At 65.2% G+C, this 26,845-nt stretch carries 13 protein-coding genes and 1 pseudogene; 8 read left to right on the top strand and 6 right to left on the bottom strand.

Features of this window, described 5'->3' with window-relative positions:
* Positions 1-498: LytR C-terminal domain-containing protein (locus U9979_RS24330; RefSeq protein WP_322781117.1), on the bottom strand; the 498-nt coding region annotated here is incomplete at its 3' end.
* A 9-nt stretch (positions 499-507) separates the two neighbouring features.
* Positions 508-813, bottom strand: a complete 306-nt coding sequence (locus U9979_RS24325; protein ID WP_416220304.1) for a DUF3263 domain-containing protein — start codon at positions 811-813, stop codon at positions 508-510.
* A gap of 360 nt (positions 814-1,173) precedes the next feature.
* Between U9979_RS24325 and U9979_RS24320 the strand changes: the two genes are divergently transcribed.
* Entirely contained in the window at positions 1,174-1,599 is a 426-nt protein-coding gene (locus tag U9979_RS24320) for an RNHCP domain-containing protein (protein WP_322749211.1), read from the top strand.
* On the opposite strand, the gene U9979_RS24315 is transcribed toward U9979_RS24320, so the two are convergent.
* Positions 1,544-2,797, bottom strand: coding sequence for a Glu/Leu/Phe/Val dehydrogenase (locus tag U9979_RS24315; RefSeq protein ID WP_322749210.1), 1,254 nt, complete (start codon positions 2,795-2,797; stop codon positions 1,544-1,546). The two genes, U9979_RS24320 and U9979_RS24315, sit on opposite strands and share 56 nt — an antisense overlap.
* A 560-nt stretch (positions 2,798-3,357) precedes the next feature.
* On the opposite strand from U9979_RS24315, the gene U9979_RS25455 reads away from it, so the two are divergent.
* On the top strand, positions 3,358-4,983 hold the full coding sequence (locus U9979_RS25455) for a hypothetical protein (RefSeq protein ID WP_416220303.1): 1,626 nt from the start codon (positions 3,358-3,360) through the stop codon (positions 4,981-4,983).
* 280 nt (positions 4,984-5,263) lie between these two features.
* On the opposite strand, the pseudogene mptB reads toward U9979_RS25455, so the two are convergent.
* A pseudogene (gene mptB, locus U9979_RS24310) lies at positions 5,264-6,589 on the bottom strand (polyprenol phosphomannose-dependent alpha 1,6 mannosyltransferase MptB); the annotation flags it as partial.
* Positions 6,590-7,095: 506 nt separating this feature from the next.
* On the opposite strand from mptB, the gene U9979_RS24305 reads away from it, so the two are divergent.
* The 5 genes from U9979_RS24305 to U9979_RS24285 all read left to right on the top strand — a co-directional run bounded on the left by U9979_RS24305 (position 7,096) and on the right by U9979_RS24285 (position 18,412).
* A complete protein-coding gene (locus tag U9979_RS24305; RefSeq protein WP_322781122.1) occupies positions 7,096-8,637 on the top strand; it encodes a hypothetical protein in 1,542 nt (513 codons plus the stop codon).
* A 383-nt stretch (positions 8,638-9,020) separates the two neighbouring features.
* Positions 9,021-9,833 carry a hypothetical protein gene (locus U9979_RS24300; RefSeq protein WP_322781114.1) on the top strand — a complete coding sequence of 271 codons (813 nt, stop codon included), beginning with the start codon at positions 9,021-9,023 and terminating at the stop codon, positions 9,831-9,833.
* On the top strand, positions 9,805-11,988 hold the full coding sequence (locus U9979_RS24295; protein WP_322781113.1) for a CHAT domain-containing protein: 2,184 nt from the start codon (positions 9,805-9,807) through the stop codon (positions 11,986-11,988). Before U9979_RS24300 ends, U9979_RS24295 begins: the two co-directional genes overlap by 29 nt.
* A gap of 2 nt (positions 11,989-11,990) precedes the next feature.
* Positions 11,991-17,132 (top strand): hypothetical protein, encoded by a 5,142-nt coding sequence (locus tag U9979_RS24290; RefSeq protein ID WP_322781112.1) that lies wholly within the window; start codon positions 11,991-11,993, stop codon positions 17,130-17,132.
* Positions 17,129-18,412: a hypothetical protein gene (locus tag U9979_RS24285; RefSeq protein WP_322781111.1), complete on the top strand. Its 1,284-nt coding sequence runs from the start codon at positions 17,129-17,131 to the stop codon at positions 18,410-18,412. The genes U9979_RS24290 and U9979_RS24285 overlap by 4 nt, the downstream gene beginning before the upstream one ends.
* A 50-nt stretch (positions 18,413-18,462) precedes the next feature.
* Here the strand turns inward: U9979_RS24285 and U9979_RS24280 are convergent, their stop codons facing one another.
* Positions 18,463-21,174, bottom strand: a complete 2,712-nt coding sequence (locus U9979_RS24280; protein WP_322781110.1) for a KGGVGR-motif variant AAA ATPase — start codon at positions 21,172-21,174, stop codon at positions 18,463-18,465.
* Positions 21,174-23,456 (bottom strand): vWA domain-containing protein, encoded by a 2,283-nt coding sequence (locus tag U9979_RS24275; RefSeq protein WP_322781109.1) that lies wholly within the window; start codon positions 23,454-23,456, stop codon positions 21,174-21,176. The genes U9979_RS24280 and U9979_RS24275 overlap by 1 nt, the downstream gene beginning before the upstream one ends.
* Positions 23,457-23,970: 514 nt before the next feature.
* Here U9979_RS24275 and U9979_RS24270 point away from each other — a divergent pair.
* Positions 23,971-26,799, top strand: a complete 2,829-nt coding sequence (locus tag U9979_RS24270) for a VWA domain-containing protein (RefSeq protein WP_322781108.1) — start codon at positions 23,971-23,973, stop codon at positions 26,797-26,799.
* Positions 26,800-26,845: the final 46 nt, after the last annotated feature.

Here is a 26,845-nt window from a genome sequence, read left to right as displayed (position 1 = left end):
CGCCGACTGGTAGTTGCCGGTCCGTGCCACAGTGAAGCCCGCGGCTTCCAGCCGTGCCCGGGCGGAATCGGCAAGCCCCGGGATCTTGGAATTGTTGAGGATCACGATCGGAATGAAGACGTGCTTCGGCGCGGCGGCCGGGGTGGGTGCCGCGGCTGCCGGCGGTTGGGACGTGACCCTGGGAGACGGCGAGGTAACCGCCGCGGATGGATGCGAGGTTGCCGGCCTGGCTACCGCCGCTGCGGCGGAAGCGGCGGCTGTCGGCGACGCGCCCGCCGCCGGGGCGTGTGCCGATGCCGAGGCGGCCGCTGCCGCAGCGGCAGCGGCAGTCGCGGCAGATTTGTCCGCGGACGGGTCGTTCACCAGATTGACCACGAGAATGCAGCCGAGCACGGCGAGCACGGCGATGCTGCCGGCCGCGATGGCGTGCAGTCGATCACCGGGACGCAGCCGGGGCGGCCGGGGCGGGCTGGGCGACGTGACGGTGGTATCGGTCATGGCGGGCGCTCACATCTCAGCCGGGTCGAGTCGGGCGGTGCCGCCGGCGCGTGCCCGTCGGCGTGTCGCCCGCAACCGGCGTAGCCGCTTGACCAGCATGGGGTCGGCGACGAGGGCTGCGGGGGAGTCGATCAGAGCGTTCAGTATCTGGTAGTAGCGGGTTGCTGAGATTGTGAACTCGGCGCGGATCGCGGTCTCCTTGGCGCCCGCATAACGCCACCAGTGCCGCTCGAACTCCAGGATCTGGCGCTGGCGATCGCTCAAAGCATCCACTGTGTCGCGCTTGGTATCCGTCTGCGCGGCGCGCGCGGACACCGGGGAGTCGACGGAGCCCCGTGGCTCGGCGGCCGGTACCTCGATGGGATGTGGCGGCGGGCCGAGGGTCTCGGACTCCGGTGCCAGGACGTGGGCGACTGCCACGGCGATGGCCTCCTCCAGACGGGACGGGATCCGCGAATCACAGGGTTGTGGTTCGCCGCCCACTATTTCAGAGGATGGGTCCGACAACTTCGGCCGAGGCGGGCGACACGCGGGATCACTTCTGGTGGATGTGGCCTGGTCTGGCCGTGCCATGACGAAGATCACTCATTGAGCATTTCGGACAACGGTCGTGAGCGCACCCCAGCCCCGCGACGCCGCGTCCCCGATAGCCGGTCACTCCAATACTGTCGGCAGGTGACCCGTCGCTTCGTCCGCACCACCGAGGATTTCCAGTGCCTCGCCTGTGGGACACCGGTCCACGGTGACGGTTACACCAACCACTGTCCGTGCTGCCTGTGGTCCCGTCATGTGGACGTCAACCCCGGTGATCGAGCGGCGCAGTGTGGCGGCCCGATGCGCCCGGTTGCGGTGGAGGCCCGTCCCCATGACACCGTCCTGACGCACCGCTGCGAGACATGTGGGCACGAGCGCAGGAACAGGACGGCTCCGGCGGACGACATGGAGACGATCATCAAGGTGTCGGCGGCGGGCGCCGCCGAGTTCGGCCCGTCCGCCCCGCCTCGCGGCCGTGGCGAGCTCGGCGGGGGGCTCGGGGACGGTGGCGTCAGGGGTAGAGGCCGCGGGTCCGGTGCGCGTCGGCGACCCGGCCGACCCCGATGATGTGCGCGGCGGCGCGCAGGCTCACGCCACGCTCGGTGGCCAGCGCTGAAACCTCCCCGTAGGCGCGTTTCATGATGTCGCACAGCCGGTCGTTGACCTGGTCCTCCGTCCAGAAGTAGGCCTGGATGTCCTGTACCCATTCGAAGTAGGAGACGGCGACGCCGCCGCCGTTGGCGAGGATGTCCGGGACGACCACGACCCCGTTTCCGTCGAGGATCGGATCGGCGTCCGCGGATATCGGGCCGTTCGCACCTTCGACGATCATCCGCGCCTTGATCCGATCGGCGTTCGCCGCGGTGATGACCCCTTCCAGCGCCGCGGGCACCAGCAGGTCGACGTCGAGCTCGAGCAGCTCGGCGTTGGTGATCGTGTCGGTTCCGGGGTGCCCGACGACGGTGTCGCCGCCGCGCTGGACCCGGCGGAGCAGGGCGGCCGGATTGAGCCCCTGCGGGTTGTAGACGCCACCCTTGACGTCGGAGACCGCGACGATCCGAGCGCCGGCGTCGTGGAGGTACTGCGCGGCGAGTGCGCCGACCTTGCCGAATCCCTGGACGGCGACGGTGACGTCGTAGGGGTCGAGGCCGTGTTCGGCCAGCGCCGCGAAGGCCGACAGCTGTACACCCCGGCTCGTCGCCCCGGCCCGCCCGGCCGATCCGCCGATCGACAACGGCTTGCCGGTGACGACTCCGGGTGCGGTGTAGCCGGTGTGCGTCGAGTAGGTGTCCATGATCCATGCCATGGTCTGTTCGTCGGTACCCACGTCCGGGGCGGGAATGTCCTTTTCTGGTCCGATGAGCGGGACGAGCTCGGCCGCGTAACGGCGGGTCATCCGCTCCCGCTCGGAGAGGGAGAGCAGGTGCGGGTCGACGGCGATACCGCCCTTGGCGCCGCCGTAGGGGATACCCATCAACGCGCACTTCCACGTCATCCACATGGCCAGGGCCTTGACCTCGTCAAGGTCGGTGGACGGGTGGAAGCGGATGCCGCCCTTGGCGGGTCCACGGGCCAGGTTGTGCTGGACCCGGTAGCCCGAAAGGACGAGCAGGTGCCCGTCGTCACGCATCAGCGGGACACTCACGGTGATCGCTCGACGCGGCATCCGGAGCAGATCGTGGAGGCCGTCATCAAGGCCGAGGTGGCGGACGGCGTTCTCCAGCTGGATCCGTGCCGTGTCCCACGCCGATGGAGATCCGAGCATTCAGACACCTCCTTGTGTTGTACGCGGTCCCCGTTGACCGCGCAGTGCGCCGTGCGCAGTGCGGCCGGGCGGCCGGGCGCTGGGCGTGTGCCGGCCGGGCGTGCGCCGCGCTGGCGGTGTCGCGGGTCGCGGGTCGCGGGTCGCGGGTCGCGAGGCTGCCTCTGCACGCTCGTCGGTGACCGGGTGTCAGGACGCAAGGGTAGATCATGGCCCGGATGGTCACCACCAGTTGTCAGCCTGATTGCTGGGACGATCCGGGAGGCGGTCGCACACATGCACCGCTATATCACGCAGAGTACTCGGGTGCTGAACGATGTGTCGCGGCAGGGTTGACCGAGGTCTCCCTTGCCTGGATGGCCGAAAGCCTACCGGGGCCGATGAAGCACCCGGAGGGCCGTCCGGGCCGTGGGCCGTGGTTAACCACTGGCCAGGGGTCCCCGTGCCACGCCGAAGCCGTTGCACGGGGGAGGCCCGCTACCGTCCTGATCGTGCGGACGGTTGACATCCGCCCCACAAGGGCGGCACGGCGACGGTCTGGTCGGCGTATGGGGAGCGGGTTTGTGGACTGCCGCCGACGCTGGGTGGACCGCGTTCGCCAGTGGCTCGAGCCGTGGACAGGCCGGCGGATCTGGGCGTTTTGGCTGGTCACCCGAGTAGCGCTGGTTGTGTTGGCCATCACCGCGAAGGTCCTGGGTGCCCAGCATGGTGTGCTGGGCGACGTCCGGCTCTACGACCAGTGGGGCGGTGGCCTGCTCCACGGTCGGGGCCTGCCTGTCGGCGACGACCGTTGGCAGTATCCCCCGGCTGCCGCCATCGTGTTGGTCGTCCCATCCGTGCTGGAGGCCGCGACCGGATTTCCCTACGACGTCGGGTTCTTCCTGCTGATTCTCGCGGCGGACGCCGCGATCACCGCCATACTTGCCCGCCGTTCGGTGTCCGCGGCCCGGTTCTGGCTGGTCGGAATCTGTGCCCTTGGACCGGTGTCGGTGGCACGGTTCGACATGGTGCCGGCGGTGCTCGCCGTGGTCGCCGTCGCGGGGCTCGGCGGGCCAGCTGCGCCCGGACTGACGGCGAGCGGGCCGGCTGCGAGCGGGCCGGCTGCGAGCGGGCCGAACCAGCACAGTGGCGGACGTTGGGGGCGAGTCGGTCTGGCGGTCGGTCTTGGGACCGCTGTGAAGGTGTGGCCGGTGTTGTTGCTGCTCGCGTTGGGCGGGCCCGGTTCGGGCATCCGTTGGGCCGGGCGGCTGCGTGGGCCTCTGCACGGACGGCTGCGCAGGTGCTCGGGCGGACGTTCGGGGCGTCCGGCCGTCAGCTTGGCCCAGGCCGCCCTGGTGCGCATGGCGGCCGGGTTGGTGGGGGCGGTCGCGTTGGTCGCAGTGGTGCTGTTCGTCGCCGGCTGGTGGCGGGACGCCTTCGGCTTCCTGGGCGCGCAGAAGGACCGGGGCCTGCAGGTCGAGGCAGTTTCGGCGACCCCGTTCGTCCTTGCGCACATGGTCGGGTTACATGCTGGACCGTCATATGCCTGGGGGGCGCTGCAGTTTGGATCCAAGCTGGCGCAGCTGGTGGCAACGATCTGCTCGTTCGTAGAGGTTGTGGTCGTGCTGGCCGCTGCCGCGCGCTGGTGGCTGCCGCGTTGGTCCCGAAGCCTCGAGGGCTCCCGAGCCGCGGCGGAATCGCGCGCGGCGATCCACCCGGCGGACCGTATGCTGGCGCTGCTGCTGGTCGTGCTCGTGACAAGTCGGGTGCTCAGCCCGCAGTACCTGGTCTGGGTACTAGCGGTTGCCGCGTGCCGTCCGCACTCGTCCGGCCAGACTGTTGCCGCAGCGGCTCGCTGTGTGGTTGACCGGCGTCGCCGGGTCACCATTGGCCTGTTGGTGACCTGCCTGCTCTCGCTCGTGGTCTATCCGATCCGTTATGAGGACGTCATCCAGGGCCGAGTCGTCGCGAGCCTGCTCCTGGTCGTCCGTAACGGTCTGCTCCTCATTGTCTGCTGGGAGGCTGTCCGTGCCGCTTGGCCGTCGTCGCGGTCCGTGCCGTGGCAACCCTGGAGATCATGGCGACGGCAACGGTCAGGGCCGCAACAGCGGCCAGGGTCACATCTGCGGGCGGATGCGTCTGCCTCAGAAGCGTCCAGGTCGGGGCCAACGACGCCAACGACGTCACACACAGCGTCACCGAAGCGATGATCGCCAGTCGGCGTAGTGCAGGTGAACCACTCGTACCGATTATTACCGAGAGCGATGGGATGGCCAGCGCGAGATACCAGGGGTAGACGACGGGGCCGCCCAGGGCCACCGCCATTCCGCCGACACCAATGATCGCGACGTCGTCGGGGACGCGTCCGGCCGGCCCGTCCGCCGTTGCGGTCCCACCAGCCGTTGCAGTCCCACCAGCCGTTGCGGTCCACGTAGCCGTGCCGGCTTCAGGCGGCGTCGGGTTGCGCCAGGCCCGGCCGAACAGCGCTGCGATGACGGCTGCGGCCACGGTAAGCGACGAGATTCGGGCGCCGGCGAGGACCGTCTCGGCGTGGCCGCTGACGCCGAGTAGCCGCAGTGATAGCGAGATCGGATGGGCGAGGAGCGCGGCCGGAGCGATGTCGGTCCGCAGCCTGCCAGCGGTGGACAGTGCTGTGATCCAGGTCGGACCGAAGCCGACTGCGATCATGCTGGCCGTGATCGTGGCTGTGGCCACCGTGAGGTCAACGAGCACGCCCGTCGCGGCGGTGATGATGGCGCCAGCCGTGCCGCCCCGGGGCATGGCAGCCTGGGCAGGTGGAGTCGCCCCGGTCCTGATGGCTGTGCCGGTGCCGCTCACGAGCTGTTCGCGAAGGTGGACGACGAGCAGTACGGCGAGAGCGAGGAAGGCGGTCGCCTTGATCGTGCCTGCCAGGCAGGCGAGGGCGACCGCGCCGGCCCGGGCGGCATACGAACTGATCGGAAGTCCAGGTGTCGGGCGATCGGGCCGCCAACGGAGATCAAGGCGGTGCCGGTGCCGGTGCCGGTCGACGACGAGTGCTGCGATGCACAGCGCGCCGGCCAGCGCGTCCAGGTGCGCGCCGCCGACCAGGTGGATCACGGTGACCGGATTGCAGGCGAGCAGCGCGAGCACCAGCGCGGTCCGCTGGGTGCCCGGCCGCTGGGGCAGAAGGCGCACCGTGAGCAGCACCAGCGCCACCACCGAGGTCACGGCGACGAGGCGTAGCAGGAGCACGGCACCGATCGGACCAGCACCGAACAGAGTGTCACCGACCGCCGCGGCCGTCTTCTCGACGAACACAGCCGTTCCGCCGTAGGGGGCATGGGTTTCGCGCCAGCGTGGATCAACCGCGGCCACGAAGGCGTCCAGGTGGGGGCCGAGCGTGCGCAGCGCTGAAATGCCGTGTGTCGCCGGATCGAGCCCGTGGCGGGCGAGCTCGCCCTGGCCGGCATAGGCGTAGACGTCCCGGCTGAACAGCGGTGGGCCGAGGGCGAACGGCAGCGTCCATGCGAGCGAGGTGACGGCCACCCGGGATGGCGTGAGGGTTTCGCGGAGCGTCGCGCGGATCAGGGCGCACCAACACAGACACAGCGTGATCACGGCGATGGCGGCGATCGCGGCCAGCCAGCCTCGGGTTGCGCCAGGCGGTGGACCGGATGGGAGGATCCCCCACCAGGACGAGGGATTGAGCGTGTCCGGGTTGCGTGGTCCGAGCCGGGCTTCGGCGAGAACGGCGGTAACCGCCGCGATGGCGCCTACCAGCGTCGGCCAGGCACCGGGTGTATCAAACAGGACTACACGGTTACGGAATGACATCATGGATCTTCGTTGCCGTCCAGCGATGCCGCCGCAGGCGATCCGGATCGGCGCTGGCCGGGTAGTTCCGGTCCGCGGGTTTCCGGAGGTTGGACACTGGGAGGTGTCGGTTGGGTCCACTCGGCACCTTGCGGCGCGAACACCGGCGGCGCGAAGACCGGCGGCGCGCGCGCCGATCGCGTGACACGCATCCCGACACGCATCCCGACCGGCATCCCGACCGGCATCCCGACCGGCATCCCGACCGGCATCGTGATGACCGTTGTGAAACTGTGCCACGTGAAACCGTGGTAGGACGAAACGTGACAGGCCGGATACCGATGGTTGAGCACGAGTCACCGGCGGTGCACTCCTTCCCAGCCTTCTGTCCCCCATTGCGGCACGTGGCGGCCTTCGTCGGTAGATGTGGCGACCAGCGCTCCCCATCCACGGCGGTTCGGGCCATCGTCGCCGGTGCGCTCGCCGGTGCGCTCGCCGGTGCCGCGGCGTGCCGGCGCCGACCGTGGATGATCACTGCCGTCCTGTGTGGACTGTCGCTGCTCCTTGGGCTCACCGGCCCGGACACCCCCGCGCAGGAATACCGAGTGTGGCTGTTCAAGCACGGCGGCGCGATTCTGTGGGACGACCAGTGGTACGGCGGGCACACCGTACCCGGCTACAGCGTGCTTTTCCCGCCGCTCGGGGCGCTGTTCGGAGTGCAGGCCCTGGGCTGCCTCGCCTGCGTCACGTCCACGATGATCGTGACCAGGCTGCTGCGTGGCAGCGGCCGGACCCACGACAACGGCAACGGCAACGACCTGGCGCTGGTCTGGTTCGCGGTCGCGACGGTGGCGAATCTTGTCGTCGGGCGGATGCCGTTCGCCCTCGGGATGGCGTTCGGCGCGCTCGCGCTGCTCGGCGTGCGTGAGCGGCGGATGAAGGCGGCCTGGGTCGGTGCGATCGGCTCGTCGCTGGCCTCGCCGCTCGCCGGCGGGTTCGTGCTGCTGATCGGCCTGGCCCTGCTCGGCACGCTCGACCGGCGTCGAGTGCAGCCGCTGGTTGGCGCGGCGAGCGGCATCATCGTCGCGTTGCTGTTCCCCGAACACGGTGTGCAGCCGTTCCCGGCGTTGACGTTCCTGTCCCTGCTCGTGCTGATCGCCGCCGGGCTGGTCGTCGTCCCGAAGAAGGAAGTGGCGATCCGCCGGGGCCTGGGGCTGTGGGCGGGTGCCGCCGCTGTCTTCTTCTTCGTCCCGACGCAGATCGGCGGGAACATCGCCCGGCCGGCGACCCTGCTGGCGGGCCCGGTCGCGGCGATGCTGTTGGCCCGCCGTCCACGGGTGCTGCTCGTTGTCGCGATACCGCTGGTCGGCTGGCAGATCGGCCCCGTACACGGCGCGCTGGCCACCTACGGGGACGCCTCGGGCCAGCCCGGTTACTACACCGGTCTGCTCGACTACCTCGACCACGGCCCGGTGGCCGCAGGCCGGGTGGAGGTCCCGTTCACCCGTGCGCACTGGGAGGCGTCGCTGGTGGCGCCGCACGTCCCGCTCGCCCGCGGCTGGGAACGGCAGCTCGACATGACGTACAACTCGCTGTTCTACGACGGCACGCTCGCCCCCGACACCTACCATCGGTGGCTACTCGAACGCGGCGTCCGTTTCGTGGCGCTGCCGGACGTGGAGCTGGACTCCTCCGCCGTCGAGGAGGCGAAACTGCTGGCGGCCGGCCAGCCCTACCTGGAGCTCGCCTGGTCGGACCCGCACTGGAAGGTCTGGCTGGTCACCGACGCGCCGGGGCTGGTGCGGGGGCCGGCGACGCTGACCGAGCTCGGGGTCAGCTCACTGGCGGTGAACTTCTCCGCCCCGGGGCTCGCGACCGTTCTCGTGCACTTCACGCCGTACTGGCAGCTGGACGACGGGTATGAGGCGTGCGTGTTCGAGACGGCGGACGGCTGGACGGGCATCCGCACCGACACGCCCGGCCCGGTGCGCCTGTCCGCCCGGCTGACCGTCAGCGGCCTGACCGGGGCCAGCGCCCTGGACTGCCCCGCCGACCCCCACGTCCACTGATCAGCGGTCTTAAGCCGATCAGGGGCCGTCCTCCGCCGTTCGCTGACAAGATCGGCGGATGTTTGTCGTTGCGTACGCTTTTTCAGCTGCCAGGCGTACCCGACGACAAACATCTCTCGATCTTCGTTTGCCTCACCGTCAGCTGACTGCGGCGCCCGGCCTTCCTGTATCGACCCGGCACCGACCCTGCGCCGGCCGACGCATCAGCACGTTCGGCACGCGCACGCGCACGCGCACGGGTCCGGCGCCTGCTTTCTTCGGACCGGTTGTTGTCCAGTTTCAGACCGACTACCGCTAGACAACTGATTATCCGGATTCGGTATGATGTCAACCGATCGCACAGAGCGGGCGTTCCACGCGATCAACGGGCATCCGGGGGGAACATGCCAGACGTTGTGGGAAGCTACCGGAACATCATGGCGCAGCGCTGGCCGAACTGGTGGGTGAACTGGCCCCTGACCAGGGTCGTCGCGGTCGGCGACATCTTTGTGGCGACGTCGGGAAGGTTAGTGCGGGCCGGCGATATGACCGCAGGACTATCCGTCCGCGCCGGAACATCGATTCCGAGTTTTGAGCATGACTCGAACGGAAGCGTTGACATCACGTTTGCGCCGGCAGCGGGTGTCGCGGATGCCCGCATGCAGGCGGAGATCCGGTTCCGGCGGGGCGACGCCATGCTGGTGGCCTATGACGGGGTGACCCAGGTCGACGTCGCGGACGCGACGAAGGTCGCCACAACCTTGCTGCGGCGGTGGTGGGCCGACGACTGGGACCTCGACAAGGTCGTGGTCACGTCCGTGGTGACGGCGTCCGGCGGGATTCTCCTCTTCGGCGCGAGCGAGTCCGGTGGCTCGGTGCGGCTCAACGCCCGAGCGGGCGTCGGGTCGGGGCCGTTCACAGTCGTCGATCTCGCCATGAAATTCGACCTCGACCGGTCCACCGCCCGCAACGACTCCTGGACGGTCGAGGCTTGCACACCGATGTTCCAGGTAACGCGGTTGAAGAGGACCTTTCTCCGTAGAGTGGTGGAAGACTTCGGGATGAGTCAGGGTGGCCTTGGCGCCTTCCCGACGGACGTTCCCCCCGCACTGATCAACTACGTGGGTGAGCATCCCGAACACGTCATCGACGTGCTTCCCCCAGGCGAAGCGCCGCCCGAGTCGGCGGATGACGCTGCCGGTGCCCAATCCGTCTGACGCCATGACGACCTACCAATCGAACCCGTCACCGGTGCAACAACCGCCGTTGGTTCCCTGTGCGAACTCCAGGCCGACCGCGGTCTTCGACATCCGATCCGACCCGACGAAGCCGGGAAACTATGTCGTTAACCTGTACCGTTACGACGAGCCATGCGGAGTCGGCCAGAGCGGCTCTCCCAGGCTATTGACAGCGGGCGGGGCATCGTTCTCGGCGGCTGAGGTGCAGGCCGTTCGGAAACAGATAGCTGAGACAAGACCGCTGAGCAACGCTGGAGACGACAGCCTGCGGCAGGGGGTGGGCGAGAGCCTGTTTGCCCTGGTCAACCGACAGGAGGTTCAGGAGCAGTGGCTCGCGCTTCAAACGGATCCTCCGAATCGGGTGCTGCTCGCGCTGCCCGATGAGCCACTCCAGCAGGGCGGGTTGCGTGACCTGCCATGGGAGCTGATGTACGGATGCGGGCCGGTGCACGAGAACTTCTCCGGCTTTTTCTTCCAGAATCACAACATACCCTGGTCGCTGTGGCAGCGGCGCAACCGTCCGTGGCATCCAGGTACGGAGAAAGGCCCATTGCGAGTCCTGGTCGTCGTCTGTGAGCCGGACACGCCTGGACTGTTGGCGGATCAGGAAGTCGCGAGCATCACAACGGGTCTTGCTGCCCGGTCGGTGAGCGTGCATACTGAGGTGCTGTACGGACCGTCAAAGAAGAAACTGGCCGACACTATCGACGTATTGCATCCACATGTCCTGCATTTTATTGGACATGTGATTTCTATGCAGAACGGCGCTTCGATGCTCGGCTTCAAGTCGAGAATCGATGGGGACTGGCAGCTAGGTGCGGGGGAGGTCGGTAACAGCACCCTCACTTTGCGGAAACCGAGACTCGTCGTCCTCAACGTTTGCCGCACCGAGGGTAACGACCCGACTAGTGATACGAAGGATCTTGCACAGGCGTTTCTGAACTCCGGGGCGGGTGCCGTGGTCGCGATGCGGGCTGAGATCGACTCCAGCCATGCAGTCGAATTTTCCCGTGGCTTCTATGATGCCCTCGGCAGGAGTGATCTTCCCGCGATTGACCAGGCGATTGCAGTTGCCCGATACAAGTTGCGTATCGACAGTCCCGTGTGGGCCGTGCCCCGGTTGCTGAGTGTCCGTCCATGGCGAGATCTTTTACATCTGGACCTCGACCCCGACGACAGCACGGCGGTCAAACGCCTTCAGGTGTTTCACAGCCCGGAAATGCATCGAAACTCCGTCCTCGTCGACCGCGACACGGAACGTAGAGGTGTATGGTGGGCACTCGACCCGCCCCGCGTCACTGAAGAAAAGCCGAAGAATTTTGCGGTCATCAGCGGGAACAAGACATCAGGCAAGACGTCGCTCGCTCTGTGGGCGTTGCTGAGCCTACGGCAGCGCGGGCTCCGGGTCACCTATATTGACTGCAATAACCTGGTGCGCCGGCAGGACGCCGATGGACAACAGGTGCAGGACGTCAGCGAACTACCGGTCGAAGTCTCTGTTGAAAATGCACTGGATATAGTTACCCTAATTTTCGAAGCGATGACGGACGTGGAAAATCCGGATCATCTTCCGAGGGGTGAATTCAGTGGTGTCTATCTCCCGCCGTACCCTGTAGAAGTCGATGACAAACTCACCGTGCGTACCGTAAAAGAGTTCTTCAAGGAACTCGTCAAGGTGTCGCGGAGGTGTGACGGCGACACCGCACGGGTGATCTTTCTTGATCACATCAAGGTGGGGAATCGTACATCTCGCAACCCTGAGGAAAATTGCGTTGGCTGTATGGACCGTAATAAATTCGACCTCTTCTATAATAATTTTATAATACCGATAATAGCCGAAAGGCGGGGACGGCTACGGGTCGTACTCATGTGGAATATCACATCGTCGGTCGAGCCGTTACCCGCGGTCGAAGGGCACCTGGGTGCGGTAATAGGACCTCTCAAACCTCCTGGCGATCAGTTTAAGCGGCTGTTCCGCGAGTATCTCGAACGTCTGGGCCAGAATTTCGTTGGTCCAGAGGGATTGGATAGCTTCCTCAACACGCTGCCAGAAACTCTTGAGAGGTCATTTCGTGGGTTCAACAAAATTCGGATCCGGGCAGAGGATGACGGTAAACTGCAGGCCCGGACATGAAAATGATTCCGCCGTACGCCGAGGTTGGCCGCCTGGATTCCGGTGGAACTAGTGGGCCGTCCGGACAATCGTCTCTGCCCGCGAGCCGGGATCTCCTGTTGCAATTCTGCTTGGTGGCTCACATCTTTGACAGGGGAGCTCTGCAGGCAATCCTTCCGCCCGAGGTGGAGTTGGAAGACGGCCCCGGTCTCGACGTGCTTGAGTGGCATGGACTTGTTGAGAAGGCTCCAGGCAGGAAAAATCAGTTCAGGCTGGAAGCCACGAAACGTGAAAATTGTCTGGAGGATTGGCGGCGAGAGGAGTGCAAGCAGGACAAATCGGCTGAATTAAGGGATTTGTCCGCTAAGTTGGCGAGTTATCAGCGGGAGCGAAACAACCGGCTTGAGTATCTCCGGCACCTGATGATCGCTGATCAGCCGGAGGCCAAGAGGCTGTTCGGCGCGGAGTTTGACGCCGCGGACCGGGCTCGCGATTTCGCCCGTTTCCGGGATGCTCTCGGTATATTGGGCGACGACTTTCGCGTCGATCGTACTGGGCTTCGCGATTACTACGACCGCAGGGCCACCTACTTGCGTCGGCAGCAGTACTGGTCTGTGGAACATCGGCGGTCGGCCCATTTTCTGCCGCCTAGCGGCTGGCGTGAGCAGGTGGAGCGCCTGCTGTCAAACGACGGCGGTGTTCGCGGCTGGTACATGTTCGGAGCCGACGGCAGCGGTAAATCCATGGGTCTGCAGTGGCTCATCGCCCGGCGTTGCGTTCCGGAACATCCCGGCGAAGAGGCTGGTGGGGACAGGCAGCCCGCTGACATTCCCTGTGCCTGGGTCGACCTGGATGCGCTCGACCCGGTCATTCTCGGAAGACATCCGTGGTTGATCCTGCTACCGATCGCCGCGCAGTTGCAGTTACACACGGACACCGCGAACTTCAGCGTACTTCTTGAAAAAAATGAAATGTTCGCCAGTCTGCTTCGGCAGACGGAGCCCTCGGAGCAACTCGCGGTGGCTGCGCGGCTTCTGCCTGGCGACCCGTTCTCCGCGAATGCCGAGCGGGCAGCCAAGGAAGAATTTATCACCAAGCTCAACTACGGGTCGTCGAATCAACCGGTTGTTGTCGTCGTTGACTCGGTCGACGTGCTGTTCAAATTCGATGAGGAGAAGACATTTGTTCTCCTCAGGCTGCTTGCTGATGTACACAGCAAGTGCCCGACGTTACGCTTGATCCTTGCCGGCCCATGTCCTGAACTGCTCACGTCTGGGCTGGAGACGATCGGTGCTCGTCCCGCTGACGGGTCGGACGTGTTGGGCTGGTTCGCCGGCCTTGAGAAGATCGAAGTAACGAACTTCGACGAAGAGACCGCCAGGCGCTACCTGCGGGAGAAACGCGGCATTGAGGACGACGACCTGGTGACAACGGGTGTTCTTATGGCTGGTGGTTCACCGTTGGCGCTGGCGCTTTATGCCGATCTTTACACCGATCTGATCGACCACAATGGGGAGGTCACCCCGCTCGACACGGACGGCCAGCAGGTATTGCCTCACCTGCTCGAAAGAGTGTCGCAGAGCATAGTCGACCCGGCCGTGCGGTGGCTGTTGCAATACGGGATCGTGCCGCGACGGTTGCGGTTCGAGGCCGTCCGCACAGTGATGCGCCCGTATTTCGAACGCGTCGGTGAGGACGAACTGGATCGAATCTGGGCCGGCCTGCTCGCCCATGCCGGCATCCTGCCATTCCTGCAACATTCCGTGGATGACCCGGAAGCAGTCGTCTTCCACAGCCACACACGTCGGTGGATGCGCGAGCTTATCGCCGAAAAACCGGTCTTCAAGGACCTGCACCGTGCCTTTGCAGAGGCTTTCCTCCGGAAATCCGTGGATTTTGAGCCCGGGCGGGGTGCTGAATGGGTGTCCTGCTACCGGGAGGTTGTCTATCACAAATTCCAGTGTGCTGCTCCAGAGGCTTTGGATGAATGGCGGGGTGCGCTCCTGCGTTGCCGACGCGCCGGGGCATTCGACGACCTGACGGTACTCGCCCAGGATATCCTGGGGGAAGATTATCAGGATGAGGACGGGAACCCGACTGTCGGTTCGCTTGTCCCAGGTGAGGCGGAACTGCTCCTCGCCTATGCTGCTGCCCGGCGGGCACGGCTGCACCGGGCGAATGCCCCCGACCCACGCTGGTCAGCAGCCGCACGCCACCTGAGCCGTTACGACCAGCTCTGTGTGGAACCGTCGCCGCGACCCGTCTTGGCGGCCGCGGTCCGCGCGGCTGTCCGGCTGGCCGAGGGGGCGGCCCGGGAGGCACTGGAGATCGCGGAGCCTGTGCTTGACGTCATCTCTGGCCACACGTCCGAGGACCTTGGTGACAAGATCGACGTTTGGCAGGTAGTCGGTGACTGCCGCGCGGCGCTAGGCGATGATCGGGCTATTGAGGCTTACAGGAATGCGCTGACCGCCGCCGCCGGCTGGAGCGGCCGTGAGGAAGAGATCACGCTCGCGCTCGCCGATCACCATGAACAGCGAGGCGACTTCGACGCTGCACTGCGGGCCGTCCCCGATGGTGGATCCCCATCGGTTACGCTGAAGCTTCGGCGGATACACCTGCTGTTGCGGTGCGCTGAGCCGCAGGAAGCTGCCAATACTGCACGGCGGGCGCTCACCGACCCGGCTCCATTGGTTGGCAGGGCTGATCTTGCCCCTGCCGAACGGGCCGCACTGATTCGGGCACAGGCTGAGGCTGCCCTGCTGCTCGGCGATGAGCGTACCGCCTTGAGCTGTCTCGACCAGGCCATGATCATCCCCGATGATGATTTCTCATCGGTCGAGGACGGCATCCGCCATCGTGCCCTCACCCTGCAGCTTCACGCCTCGCTTCTCGGCGAGTTGCTCATGTTGGACGAGGCGGGGGAGAAGTTTCGCGAGGCTGGGGAACTGTGGCGCGGGTTGGGATATACGAGCGGGCACCCCACGTGGCGATTGGCATATGGGGCGTTCCTGATGCGGGACGTCGGGGACATCGCAACGGCCAGCGAAGAACTGCCCGATGACGTGTCCAACCCACCGGCTGTCGAGCCGAACGGACGTTTCGACGAGGTTTCTGTCCGTATCTGGCTACTCGCTGTGCAGGCTCAGGCGATCAAAGCGTCCGGTGCGGAAATACTGAGGTTTATCGGCGTCTTGACGGACTGCCTCACGGCGATGACCGAACGCGTCGTGCCACCGCAGATCGCTGCCCGCGTCGCGGTGACCGGATTGGTACTTTGCCATCAGAGTAGTAACACAGAAGACGTACGTGCGGCGGCGGGTCATTTTGCCGTCAGGCTAACCGCAGAGCTCCCTAAGATCCGGCCGGTGACCGCTCGATTTCTTCCCTTGGCGGATCTTGAATTCTGCGATACGCCGCGAGCGGATTCGGACGAACTTAAAGGGCTCCGTTCGGAGGTCGCAAAACTGGACGGCCCCGGCGTTCTTCTTTCCAACACGACTTTGCGAACGCCGTTGTTCCGCGAAGCGCGACGGGTCTGTCGTGATCAGCGGTCGCTGGGGAACCCGCAGCCCGAGGCTAGGTCGCTGTTGGCGCGATGGCGCTGGTCGCGTCCCAGTGATCACTATGCTGAACTCAATTCTGGTCCCTATCAGCGTAATTTTGATCCGATATTGCGGGATCATCTTGAGTCGTTGGTCGCTGGAAGCCTGCCGGACAGCGACGAGAGATTGTGGCTCCTGCGCGCCTGGGCCTTCAAACTACTGGCCAAGCAGCCGTCAGCAGCCGGAGAAGCCCGCGACGCAGGTAATGGTGATGCTGTGGTCCGGTATCTCCAGGAAGCGGTCGACAGCGCCGGTAAGGTGCGGACGAAGTCACGCTGGACGGCGGCGATATACGATGCGCGCGCCGAGATCGAGCCGGCCGATCAGCGGGACGACAGCAAAGACAAAGCACGGCGCATCTATGACAGTCTCGGTCTGCCGGTGCCGCAACAAGAGATCAAGATTGTCTTTGAGGGCAGTGAAGATGACAAACCGTATCCAGTTACCAGACCTGATGGCGTGACCGTCGACATTGATGAACTCCAGCGCCTGATGGCGGCCGATGAAGGCTATCTTCCGCCGCGACTCGCGGCTGTCCTTTCCGGGATCATGTCACAGGCCGTTGATCGTGACGTGATGAGATACCGACTTCAGCTCGAATCGGATGAGCCCCGAGTTCAGATGTTGCCGTGGGAGCTGACTGACCTGCCGCCTGCGGATGGGAACCGCCACAGGCGGCTGAACATGTACCGTTGCATGCCCTCCGCGGCCAACAAGGTGAACACCCGCTGGTTGGAAGCCGCGCGGGCCACGGACGTCAAAAGTTTCGCGAACCTGCGGGCCGACGATAAGGACACGCTTTCTGTTTCATCGGATCGGGCTCGCGAACTATACGAGTCATTGCGGAGGTCGCTGCGGGAGCAAGATATCGATGGAAATCGTCCATTGGTTGCGATCGTGAGGCCGGCGACGCGCGCCGACTACCAGGCCAAACCGTCCGGCGAGTCGACACTGTTCGACATCGTGCGGGAATACGAGGAGTGTCACTATCAGATTTGGCACATCAAGCGGTCGGATCTGGGGAATACTGGGCTGCGACTGATTCGGAACAACGACATCCCGACTCCCGCGATACTGCACCTGCGGGCACCGCTGGCAATGATCGGTGATTCTCCGTGCCTCGATTTCTCCGCCGACGGCCCACACCGACGGCCGGCGGGCGGGGTCCGCGGTACCGACGTCCGGCCTCGGGAGGTTGCGAGCTGGATTGCCGAATGCGAACCGGGTACCGCGCCGGTCGTGGTGCTCGACCCGCCGCCGCCCGGCTCGTCCGCGGACTTCCACTCCCAACTACTCCTCCGTAATCTTTTCGCGGCGCTGCTGTTCCAACAGGCTGTGGCACCCGTGGTGGTGGCCGCCGGGCTCGAATTGCGCCACAGCAAACAAGTGACCCGTGCATTGGCCGAGGGGCTGCGCGGACAAGTCGATGTACTGGCTGCCATCCGCGATCTGCGTGAGCGCGTCTGGCCGGCCTCCGTGCCGGCGTCGGGCGATGTCAACCGCTGGGCAGCGCGCACCACCGCCGTTTTCGCAGCGACCTCGGCGCTGATTCAGGCATGAGCCGGCTGGACGAACGGCGCCGGGTCGAATGGAAACATCAGGTGGAGAGCTTGTCGAACGAACTTTGCCTGTGGGAGCAAGAAGCCATGGAAGGCCGACCCCTGGAGAAACATCACAGCCAGGTGCGGAGCATCGTCACAATGCTTCAAGCATTTGCCGAGGAAGCCGGCGTGCAGATGCAGGACGCGACGTGTTCGATCGATGATCGTCAGGATATTATTCTTGACCTGCATCATGCCTGGGATTTTTTTCGCTCGAAGCTGACGCTCCGTTTCGTCGAATGGACCAGGGATTTTCTGACAGTCGCTGACGAGTTTGCCTGGGCCTGCTTCCGGCCAGCGGTCGAGGTCGGTAGCGTTCGAGGTGATCCCACCATCGCGATCGAGCCTCCACTGGTATTCCTCAATCGTTCACGAACGCCGTTCGCCCAGCTCCGAGGGAGCGAGTTTCTCCAGTTTGGAATGAGTTCGGAAGAAGGCCGTAGATGGCAACGGGAAATACCATTCCCGATGATCGGTATTCCATGGTACACGACCCGCCATGTACCAGACCTCCTCTACGTCGCGCACGAGGTCGGGCATCATGTCGAAGACCGTTTTGATCTCGGTGACGCTTTGAGCGAACGCATCGCAAGCGCTGGCGTGAGCGCGGACTGGTTGGACTGGTCGGGCGAGGTGTTTGCTGACATATACGGCTGCCTGTCGGTCGGCGAGGCCTATGCGGTGACGCTCTTCGACGCGATTCTGAACGCTGGAATGGGTGTGGGCACGGCAAAGTACCCACCCGCACCGTTGCGAGCGCGGGTGTGCCTTGCGGCGGTCGAACAGATCCGCGGCCCCGCCGTGGCGGCGGGAGTCGCCTCCCACTGGCCCGAGCCCTGGCCGGAAGCAGCAATTTCATGCGAAGCGGAAAAGGTGGTGAATGCCCTTCTCGCGGATCCCTATGAAGCACTGAACGGGCATACGCTGTATGGTCGACTGGGATTGGGATTCCAAGATTTCGAGAAGATCCACGATGCGGGCACACTGTTGCTGCGCGGTACCACACCAAGCTTCTTACGGGACGTGCGGGCGATCATCGCGGCCGCTGCGCTGGCGTTCCACCGCGATCCGGATAAGTTTGACGAACAAGGTGCTGGCGACAAGGCGCTGTGCAAGGTCCGGAGCCTGGTGCAGCACGGTACGAGGGCCCGCGCGAAAACCGCGGAACAAGAGCGGGCTCAGGCTGTCGGCCGCGCACTCTTCCACGCCGTGACAGAGCAACGATCCGGCCGCAGATGATCCGATTCAGAAACAGGTGAGAGTGAATTCTCCCAACCGCACGGGCGCCCCTATTGCCGGGCTTGCCCGAAAGCCTCCTCGAAGAATTCCTTCACCGCCCGGCCGTTGGGCGTCTTGAGCGTTCCCAGTCGCGTTTTAATGATTTCGATCCGATCAACTCTATTGCTGAGCCGTGACACTAGCATGTTCTGTTGTCGGCTGGCTTCTTCGACTTCCAGTTCCCGGGAAATCGAGATTATTTTCAACGCGTGGTCGATATAGGTGTTTTCGTGTTTGGCGTCCTCTTCAGTCGGCTTGGCGGACCGTGGTTGGGGCACATCGGGTTTCGGTGCCCTAGGCCAGGTCTCTTGGAGCGCCCGCAACAGGTAGGTGGAGATCAGAATTTTGCCTCCGCCGACGCCAATCGCCTGCTCATAATAGGCGCGGTAATCATTGTCATCTCGATGCTTCGCAAAATCGCCAAGTTTGACATACGCGATGATTCGCTGACTGTCGCCGACCGCAGCCCCCGCGGCATCTTGGTAGTACTTTTCGCTGGATTCACCGTCCTGGACGGTGTCAGCAAGTGCCATCAATGCCGCGAAGTGAGTCGTCGGATCACTTTCGTGTGAATTATCGCGTGCAAACGAGAGATTTTCTCGGGCGCGGCCATAATTACCTTCACGGGCAAAGCAAAGTCCCAGCGCAAGATTACCGCGGGCCTTCTCTTTCGGCTCGACTCCGAGGAGGCCCAGAGCAGCCGTGGCATGCTGGCGGGTTTCCTTCTTGGCGTAGTACGTAGCGGTGGAACGAAGGATCTCAAGTTCGCCCCAGGTGCGACGCCTGTCGTCGAGTGATCCACTGATGTTGCCCCGCAGTGGACTGTCACCCATTTTTTCCATTGCTCTGCCGATCGATTCAGCGATCGATTCTGCCAGGGTATCGTCGACTTCGAGAAGGGCGATGCAATCGTTCGCCCGTCGAAAACTCGCGGCTGCGCCGGCCCAGTCGTTCTGGCTGAGATTCGCGACCGCCAGGCTGAGGCAGGCCCGCGCTTCGGCGTAGGTGTGGCCGATTTTCTGCGCCGTATCCGCGGACTGTCCGAGTCTTTGAACCGCAGTGTCGATCTCTTCTCTCGTGCCAAGGAAATAACGGCCTTCAGCATAGGAATGCTCCAGATCGTCCACCAGCAGGTCGGGGACGGACTGCCCGATACGTCGAGGGCGGGTGGTCATTTCGCCGGGAAATATCGCGAGAGAACTGCGGTGGGCGATGTTGACGGCGCGGCCGCCAGCCGGCTCACCGAGGGTGGTATCCAGTTCGCGCCGGGCGCCATTCTCGTCGCGGGCCATCAGGCTCGTCGCCACACGTCGGCGGGCGAAGAGCCCTATTTGATCATGGTGACGGACCGCCACCGGAAGGAGCGCGACCGTACGATTCTCTACGTTTCGCTGCCGGTAGAACCACTGCCAGGCGGCATCCGCGGAAGCGGACCGCTGGTATTCATCTGACATGAGCGCTACGAGGCATACCTTTTTATCTAGGTGGTCCTGCCAGATTGTGTCGAGATCGTCGGTGTCCGGCCTGGACGCGTGATGACGCCTTACCCGGAAGCCTCGTTCCTCGAGGTGCCACTGCACCCAGTCGGCCCAATTATGGTCTCCAAATGCGGAACTAAGAACTATGTCAGAAAAGGTCTTCGGGTCCCACGGCTCCCGACCGGACAGCTGCGTCCACCGTGTCTTGTTCCTGATCCTCAACTTGATGTCCGTATCGCCCGCCAGGTAGCCGGCGAGCCGTTCACACGACGCGGTCACCAGCCGCGCCGGGTCGGATTCGTCGGAGTTTACCTCGGGGAGTCGCGGAAGTTTCTCGTTGAAAGCGAGGCCTGGCACATAGGGAATCTCCACATCCTCCAGGTAGCTTTCCTGCTTCGCCGCTGGAATCAGCGTGGAGGATTGAACCAGGGCCTGGAAGGTCTCACGATAAAATGTTTGTGCGGCGTCAAGCCTGAGTCCGTCGGAACCGTCGACTCGAGTGGGCAGGAGCAAGATTTCGATTGTTCCCTTCAAGTCGGCGATCTCGTTGGCTCTTCGTAGGGTACCGTCGATGTTCTGATTGTTCATCGCAAAGCAGAAGACGACCGTGTTCGGGAAGTCATGCAGGCACGCCTCGGCGGTTCCGCTGTAACCGGTCCGGCTGTCGATGAGTATGTACTCGTACTCCGTGCGGAGCTGTTCAAAAACGCCTTTGAGGAAGCTGTTGCCGCCTCTTGCGTAGAAGCTGCTCCATTCCAGCTTGGCGAGTCGGGCGTGGTAGGCGTTGCCGTCCTTGTCTGTTTTACTCTCCATGCCGGCCGGTAGGATGAACAACACAGCGCCGTCTGAGTCGAACAGGCCGTCCGTCGACATGGCAAAGCAGGAGCGTGCAAGGCTGTCCCGCGCCCTGCCCTCAGCTTCCTGGAGGTCCGTTCGCCTACTTTTCAGGACCTTGCTCGCCAGGCTGCCAGCCTCGGCCACACGCGAAATGTAAGGGGCGAGGTCGGTCATGGCCTCCAGCAGGCCTAAGCGGTTGCTTATCTCGTCCGTGCTGTAGCCATTCTGCAGGAGCACGGGTTTGAAGTAGTGGTAGAGACCGGGGCTCTCCAGATCCCAGTCCACCACGAGAACCTTCTTGCCGTTCGACGCGAGTATCCAGGCGACCTGGGCGACGCACATGGAGCGGCCGACGCCACCCTTGAAGGAGTAGAAAGTGACGATCTTCCCGTCCGTCTTCCCGGGCATCAGGGCTCCACGGTGGACGTCGCGCCGGTCGTGGGCGAGTTTTGCGTGGTGTCCGCGATTATGAAGTAAACCCGCTCGTTCAGCAGATGGGCCAGCTTCTCGCCGACCGGGTGCGTAGACCATCCCTTCAAATTGCGATCCAATTGAATCATCCCATTCTGCCCGTTGCGTCGTATCCTGAAGCTCTGGTCGGCGCTGCTCACGTTGGCGTCGTCGGTGGAGAAAGACGGATCCCCCCGGCTGGTGCCGTCCACATTGTCGATTCCGAAAGAAATCGTGGGTTTTCCGGGAGAGCTCGGCTCCAGGACATCACAGGCGATGTTGTCACGGTAGAGGCTGATCTTGAGACCGCCGACCGCCGCGTGTCGGGTGATGCGGCGCTGGAATTCGAGGACGCCGGCGATGATGATGACGAGGCCGAGGATGCTGAGGATGCCGAGGAACCCTACCTGCCATTGGTTCACGGGACTGTCGGCGGGGAAGGGGACGACGGTCAGCGCCACGAACTGGTCACCGACCGAGCGAGGAGAGGAGCTGGAATACGGGTCGAAAGTTGTGGCCCGAATGATATCGCCGACGGGGCCGAGTTTCGCGTGGGCCGTCGCGCGGATGGTCAGCGGTATCGGCTTACCATCAGGGATCTCTCCGCGGCGCAATGTGACGGTATCCAAAGCGACGCCGAGATCTTTCCAGGAGTCCGGAGTTGTCAGAGTGATCTCCTTGACTCGTCCCCATGGGCCGGCGACGGTCAGGTAGCCGGACACCGAGCCTCCGCGCGGGAGCGGACCATCGAGCGTGGGGAGGGTGACGACAGGCCCTGGTTCCTTCTTGGTGTCCACCTTCTCCTGTACCGAGGTCGGGTACTCGATCTTGGCTTCTTCAGGTCCCGTGACGCCGGGCCAGCGCACCGTTGCTTCGAACGCGAGCGATGCCGATGCAGCTTGAGGAATCGAGACGCTCGTGGTGAAGTCGACGATGTCGCTGCCGCCGGAGTCGGCCGCGAAGCGAGGCTCGGTCCGCATGCCGACCGCTGGCTGGCCACCGGAGCCGTGGTCGAGAGCGATCTGCGCGGTCACGCTCTCAAGTGCGCCCGGGATCTGCAGCGCACCAGCCCGGGTGTACAGGCGTGCTTCTACGTTCACCATGGGCGGGCCACCGTTCGGCCCGGGTTGTCGCGGGGTCGGGCGTACCAGCATCGCAGTACGCGGCGTCCCTTCCCACTCCACCTGGGGGTCGATCATGATAGGTGGCCCACCCGGTGGCGCGGTCGCGACGATGGTCCACTCGCCGGGCATCGGATGGGTGACGTGCAGGCGGTCGTACCCGTCCGCGCTGGCGGTGCGCTCGAAGGTGGGGCCGTCCGAGGCCTTTTCGCCGGGCCGCACGAAGCTCGTGTCGGAACAGTCCTGCGGGCCGCCCGCGGGATGAGGTTCGCAGAAGTTGAACGTGAGTCGATCTTCGTATCGTACGCGGATCGTTGCGTCGGTTGCGGGCAGCGGAATTCGTACCTTCGTTTCGCTCCGACACAGGGGCCGGGGTGTGAGAGCGGTTGCAACCGCCGTCGCCGCCGGGATGAGGTCCTCCCCCGGGCCCGCCGTGTGTGCGGACGGCGTATCCCGCTCGCAGGTTCCCGACCCTTGGAAACCGCCGTGGGCGATCGCGTCCAGGCCGGCCGGGTCCGCGGAGCCGAAGCCGAGTGGCCACACCTCGATCTGTTTGTTCTTCAGCTCGGCCAGATCGGTGGGCGCGAGCTGGTTCCGCGCGTTTGGCGGCCCGCCGGCGAGCAGTACCAGCACCAGCCGTGCCGTGTCGGGTGCATTGGCCGCCAGAGCGTCACCGAAGAAACGCACCGCTCCGGCGATGTCGGAGTCGTTCCCCTCGGCGGGTTCCCGCTTGTGCAGACCCGTGATGCAGGCTGCGAGTACGGGCCCGGCGCGGACCGCGTCCGGCCCGGCCCTGCGGGAGGGACAGGTGCGGTCGAAGGCGGACCGGCCTTCGCGCGGCGCGCTGCCATAGCCGGTCACCTCCACCTGGTAGTCGCCTGCCAGCGGAGCAGCAGCGATCTTTTCGGCGATCTGCTTCTGCATGTCGACCTGCACTGCGGTGACGTTCGCGGATTCGTCGACCAGGATCTGGACCCGGACCGGTTGTGGCGATGTTTTCGACACCGGTGCGGCCGGGTCGGGAGAGCGCGTTTGCGCATTGACAGGTACGGCCCAGAAGACGATCGCGACGGTGACGCAGATCCCCGCCAATGCGCGCCCGAACCGTGCTGTGGACATTCGGCTGGCCATCCCTAACCCCCGTCGGCACCGGACTCCACCAGACCAAACTCTCGCCGCGGTGGAAACCGTACCGGACAATAGCCACCGTCTACGCCGGAGCTCTTCGAATCTCGGCATTTGACGGAATTAACTTTGAGTGTTCATAGGTGTACCTAGGGTAACTCGATCGTGTGTTCATTGTGCTTCCCGCCCAGGCTGCCCCGCCCCGGTGCGGCCCAGTCGAGCAATACCCGACGAGAACCTACTCCGCAATCGGTAGATCGTTGTCGGTGGGTTACGTCGCGACTGCCCCTGTCTGGAGTCTGCGGGGTTAATGGGTGCCAACAGTGCGAGTGTCGCTTCAGGTAAACAACCGGCCAAGCGGAGGTGCGAGATTCACTCGGGTCGGGAAACTGGGGTGCGTTCCGGTACGATCGGTATTCACTATGGACCACCACGCGGGGGGGAGCGTCCATTGGCTGTAAAGCAATCAGGCGTACGGGGTCGCCAGGTCTGGCCGCCGTATGCTCTGGTGGCGCGCCTGATGGGCGGCGCGGTTGCCGTTGGCATCGTCCTGGCCGGGACAGCCGGCCCGGCCAGCGGCCAGGCGGTGCCCAGCGCGTCGCCGAGCACCGCCGCCTCGAATGCCGCAGGCAATGACCTGGCCACCCAGCCAGTGCGGGTCGTTGTGCTTGTCGACGAGTCCGGAAGTCTCTCCGACCAGGACGTCGTCAACGAACGCAACGCCGCCTCGGTCATCGCCGTCGCGGACGTCTCCCCGCAGTCCCAGGTAGCGGTCCTGGGCTTCGGTAGCTCCGAGGGCAGAGTGGGCCAGAGCGCGGTCAACCCGGTATGCCCCCTGACGACCGTCAACCAGTTGGGTGATCAGCAGGAGTTGCTCCGGTGTATCGGCACGCTGCACCGGCGAACCGCCGAGGAAGGTAACAACACCGATCACGTAGCCGCGCTTGCCCAGGCCCTCGACATCCTGGCCGCGCCCGATGCCCTCAACCGTCCTAAAATGATCTTCTTGTTGACCGATGGACGGCTCGACGTCTCAGGGAGTCCCCAGTACGGTCCGGACGTCACCACGCGTAACGCTGAAGGACAGCGGCAGCTGGTCGAGAAGATCAATGAAGCCCGTGACGGCAAGGTGCAGATCTGGCCGATCGGCTTCGGCAACGTCGACATGGCCTCGCTCGACGGCTACGCCACCGGCGGCTTTCAGGGGACCTGTAACCGTTCGGTCGACGCCAGGCCGCGGACGAACATCTACACGTCATCCAGCGATGTGGGCAAGGCATTGCTGCAGGCGTTCGCGTCGGCCCGATGCGCCGGCGTCTCCGCTTTCGACCAGGGCACCCTCACCGGCGGAGCGTCCGTTGACCTGGCCGTCGACATCCCGCCCATCAGCACCGACGGGTCCATCGTGGTGTTGAAGGGCAGTGACAAGGTCAGGGTCACCTATTTCGACCCGCGCGGGGTGGAGGTACCACGCCAGAGCCAGAACTTCGACGGTTCGGTGCTCCAGGCGACAACTGAGAACGCGGCGGCCGAGTCGCTGCACATCCGCGACCCACGCCCGGGTACCTGGAAGGTGCGGCTGACCGCACCCGCCGGCGTGCCCACGTCGACGGTCGCGGCCTCGGCGATCTGGCAGGGCCGCATCCGCTCCTCGATCGCGGTCACCCCGCCCGCCCCGCAACCCGGCCAGACCGTCGACGTGCGGGTGCGGTTACAGACCCGCGCCGACGCGGTCACCGACCCGGCCGAACTGCGCAAGCTCACGGTCCGCGCAGAGGTCTCCGGTGACGCAATGCCGCTCCAGAGCGTCCCGGTCGCCGACGATGGCAAGAGCCCCGACCGGCGGGCGAACGACGGCGAGTTCGCCGGTCAGGTCACCGTTCCCACCACCGCCACCGGTGATCTCACGTTCGTCGGGCGCATCGACGGGATCGGTGTCGTCGGCGACGAGCGACCGTTCACCACCCGGATCACCAAGGGGCCGCCGCCGGTCACCGCCGACATCAGCGTTGACGGCGGGCGGGTCGCGCCGGGCGACACCCTGGGCGGGACGGTCGTCATCAACACGGCGGACGGCAGGCCCCGTACCCTCGGGCTGCGTCTGATCGATCTGGACCCGGGCACTCTTGCCGAGCTCAGCCCGGCGAGGATCCAGACCGATGGTTCCGGGCGCTCCCAAGAGGCACTGACGATCCAGTTCCGCGCCGGCACCAAGCTCGGGCCGGCCAGCGGCGAACTCGACGTGTATGACGTGGTCGACCCCGCGACCGTCGTCGCGACGGGCTTTTTCACAGTCAACGTTGCCTACCCGTCGCCGCTGCTCCAGCGCCTGTGGTGGTTGTGGCTTCTTGTGCTGGTAGCGGTGCTGGCCGCGGTGGCCTGGTTGCGTGGTCGGCGCCGGGCTTTCCTCATCCGTCGTGATGTCCGTGATCTCACGATGGTCCTGCACCGGAGCGGCACGGAGCTTTACAAACTCCGCGCGCCACCGACACCGTCCACCCGGTTCTCCTTCGCGATTCGGGATCCCCGGAGCAGATCGCCGCGTCTCGATCTGGCCGACGGTCGGGAAAGTGCCTATGAGGCGCGCCGCGGGGACAGCGGCGAGCTCATCGTCAGGACGCCCGGTGGTGCGACGACCACGCTGTTGCGCGGCACGCCCACACCAGTCGGTGACGGACTGGCGCTCGGTTTCCTCGATGCCCGCACGGCGGGAGCGGCAGGGACGCCGGGCGCGGCGGGCGCAGCCGGGACCGCGGGCACCGCCGGGCGCGGCACCTGGAATGAACGCAACCGTTTCCGGACCGGTGAGGGTGGCGCGGGCCGTGGTCACGCTGGTGCCGGTCCGGCATCCGACGGCGCCGGGCGCGGACAGACGGCGGGCGGCTGGCGGGAGCGGGCCGGCGCGGGTACCGGTTTCGGGCGGCAGCCGGGCTCGTTCCGCCAGGAAGCGGGCGGTCGGGGTGACGGGGGTTACGGCCAGTCCGTACCCAGCGGCTCGCAGTCCGGCTCGGAGTCCGGCTCGTGGCGGAGCGGGGGGAGTAGGCCTGGCCGCGGATCGTCCTCGGCTGGCACCACGGGGACCGGGCAGCGGGACACCGGGCAGCGGGACACCGACCCGCGACCCGGTCGCGGGGAGTCCGACCGCGCCGTCGGCCAGGCTCGGGCGGACGACCGCGGCGGGTCTGGCGGGCATAGCCGGTATGGCGGTTATGACCCCGGTGTTCCGGATGATCGGGGCAGCCCGGACCTGCATGACGAGATAACCCAGCCCGGTCGTGACGGCGGTCGCTGGCCGCGCGACCGGGATTACCACGACGACGATTTCGAGCGGTCATGAGGGCCGAACCGGCCGGCGCGGTCACGGCCGACGCCCGGCCCCGCGG

It is taken from the genome of Protofrankia sp. Cas4, from assembly GCF_963555915.1.
In the GTDB taxonomy this organism is placed as follows: Bacteria; Actinomycetota; Actinomycetes; order Frankiales; family Frankiaceae; genus Protofrankia.
The sequence above is the reverse complement of the archived record's forward strand: the minus strand, read 5'-3'. Positions and strand labels throughout refer to the sequence as shown.

Coding starts and splice junctions, on each gene's coding strand:
- U9979_RS24295 (WP_322781113.1), top strand. CDS start 9,805: ATGACGCTGCCGGTGCCCAATCCGTCTGACGCCATGACGACCTACCAA.
- U9979_RS24275 (WP_322781109.1), bottom strand. CDS start 23,456: ATGTCCACAGCACGGTTCGGGCGCGCATTGGCGGGGATCTGCGTCACC.
- U9979_RS24280 (WP_322781110.1), bottom strand. CDS start 21,174: ATGCCCGGGAAGACGGACGGGAAGATCGTCACTTTCTACTCCTTCAAG.
- U9979_RS24290 (WP_322781112.1), top strand. CDS start 11,991: ATGATTCCGCCGTACGCCGAGGTTGGCCGCCTGGATTCCGGTGGAACT.
- U9979_RS24315 (WP_322749210.1), bottom strand. CDS start 2,797: ATGCTCGGATCTCCATCGGCGTGGGACACGGCACGGATCCAGCTGGAG.
- U9979_RS24300 (WP_322781114.1), top strand. CDS start 9,021: ATGCCAGACGTTGTGGGAAGCTACCGGAACATCATGGCGCAGCGCTGG.
- U9979_RS24305 (WP_322781122.1), top strand. CDS start 7,096: ATGATCACTGCCGTCCTGTGTGGACTGTCGCTGCTCCTTGGGCTCACC.
- U9979_RS24285 (WP_322781111.1), top strand. CDS start 17,129: ATGAGCCGGCTGGACGAACGGCGCCGGGTCGAATGGAAACATCAGGTG.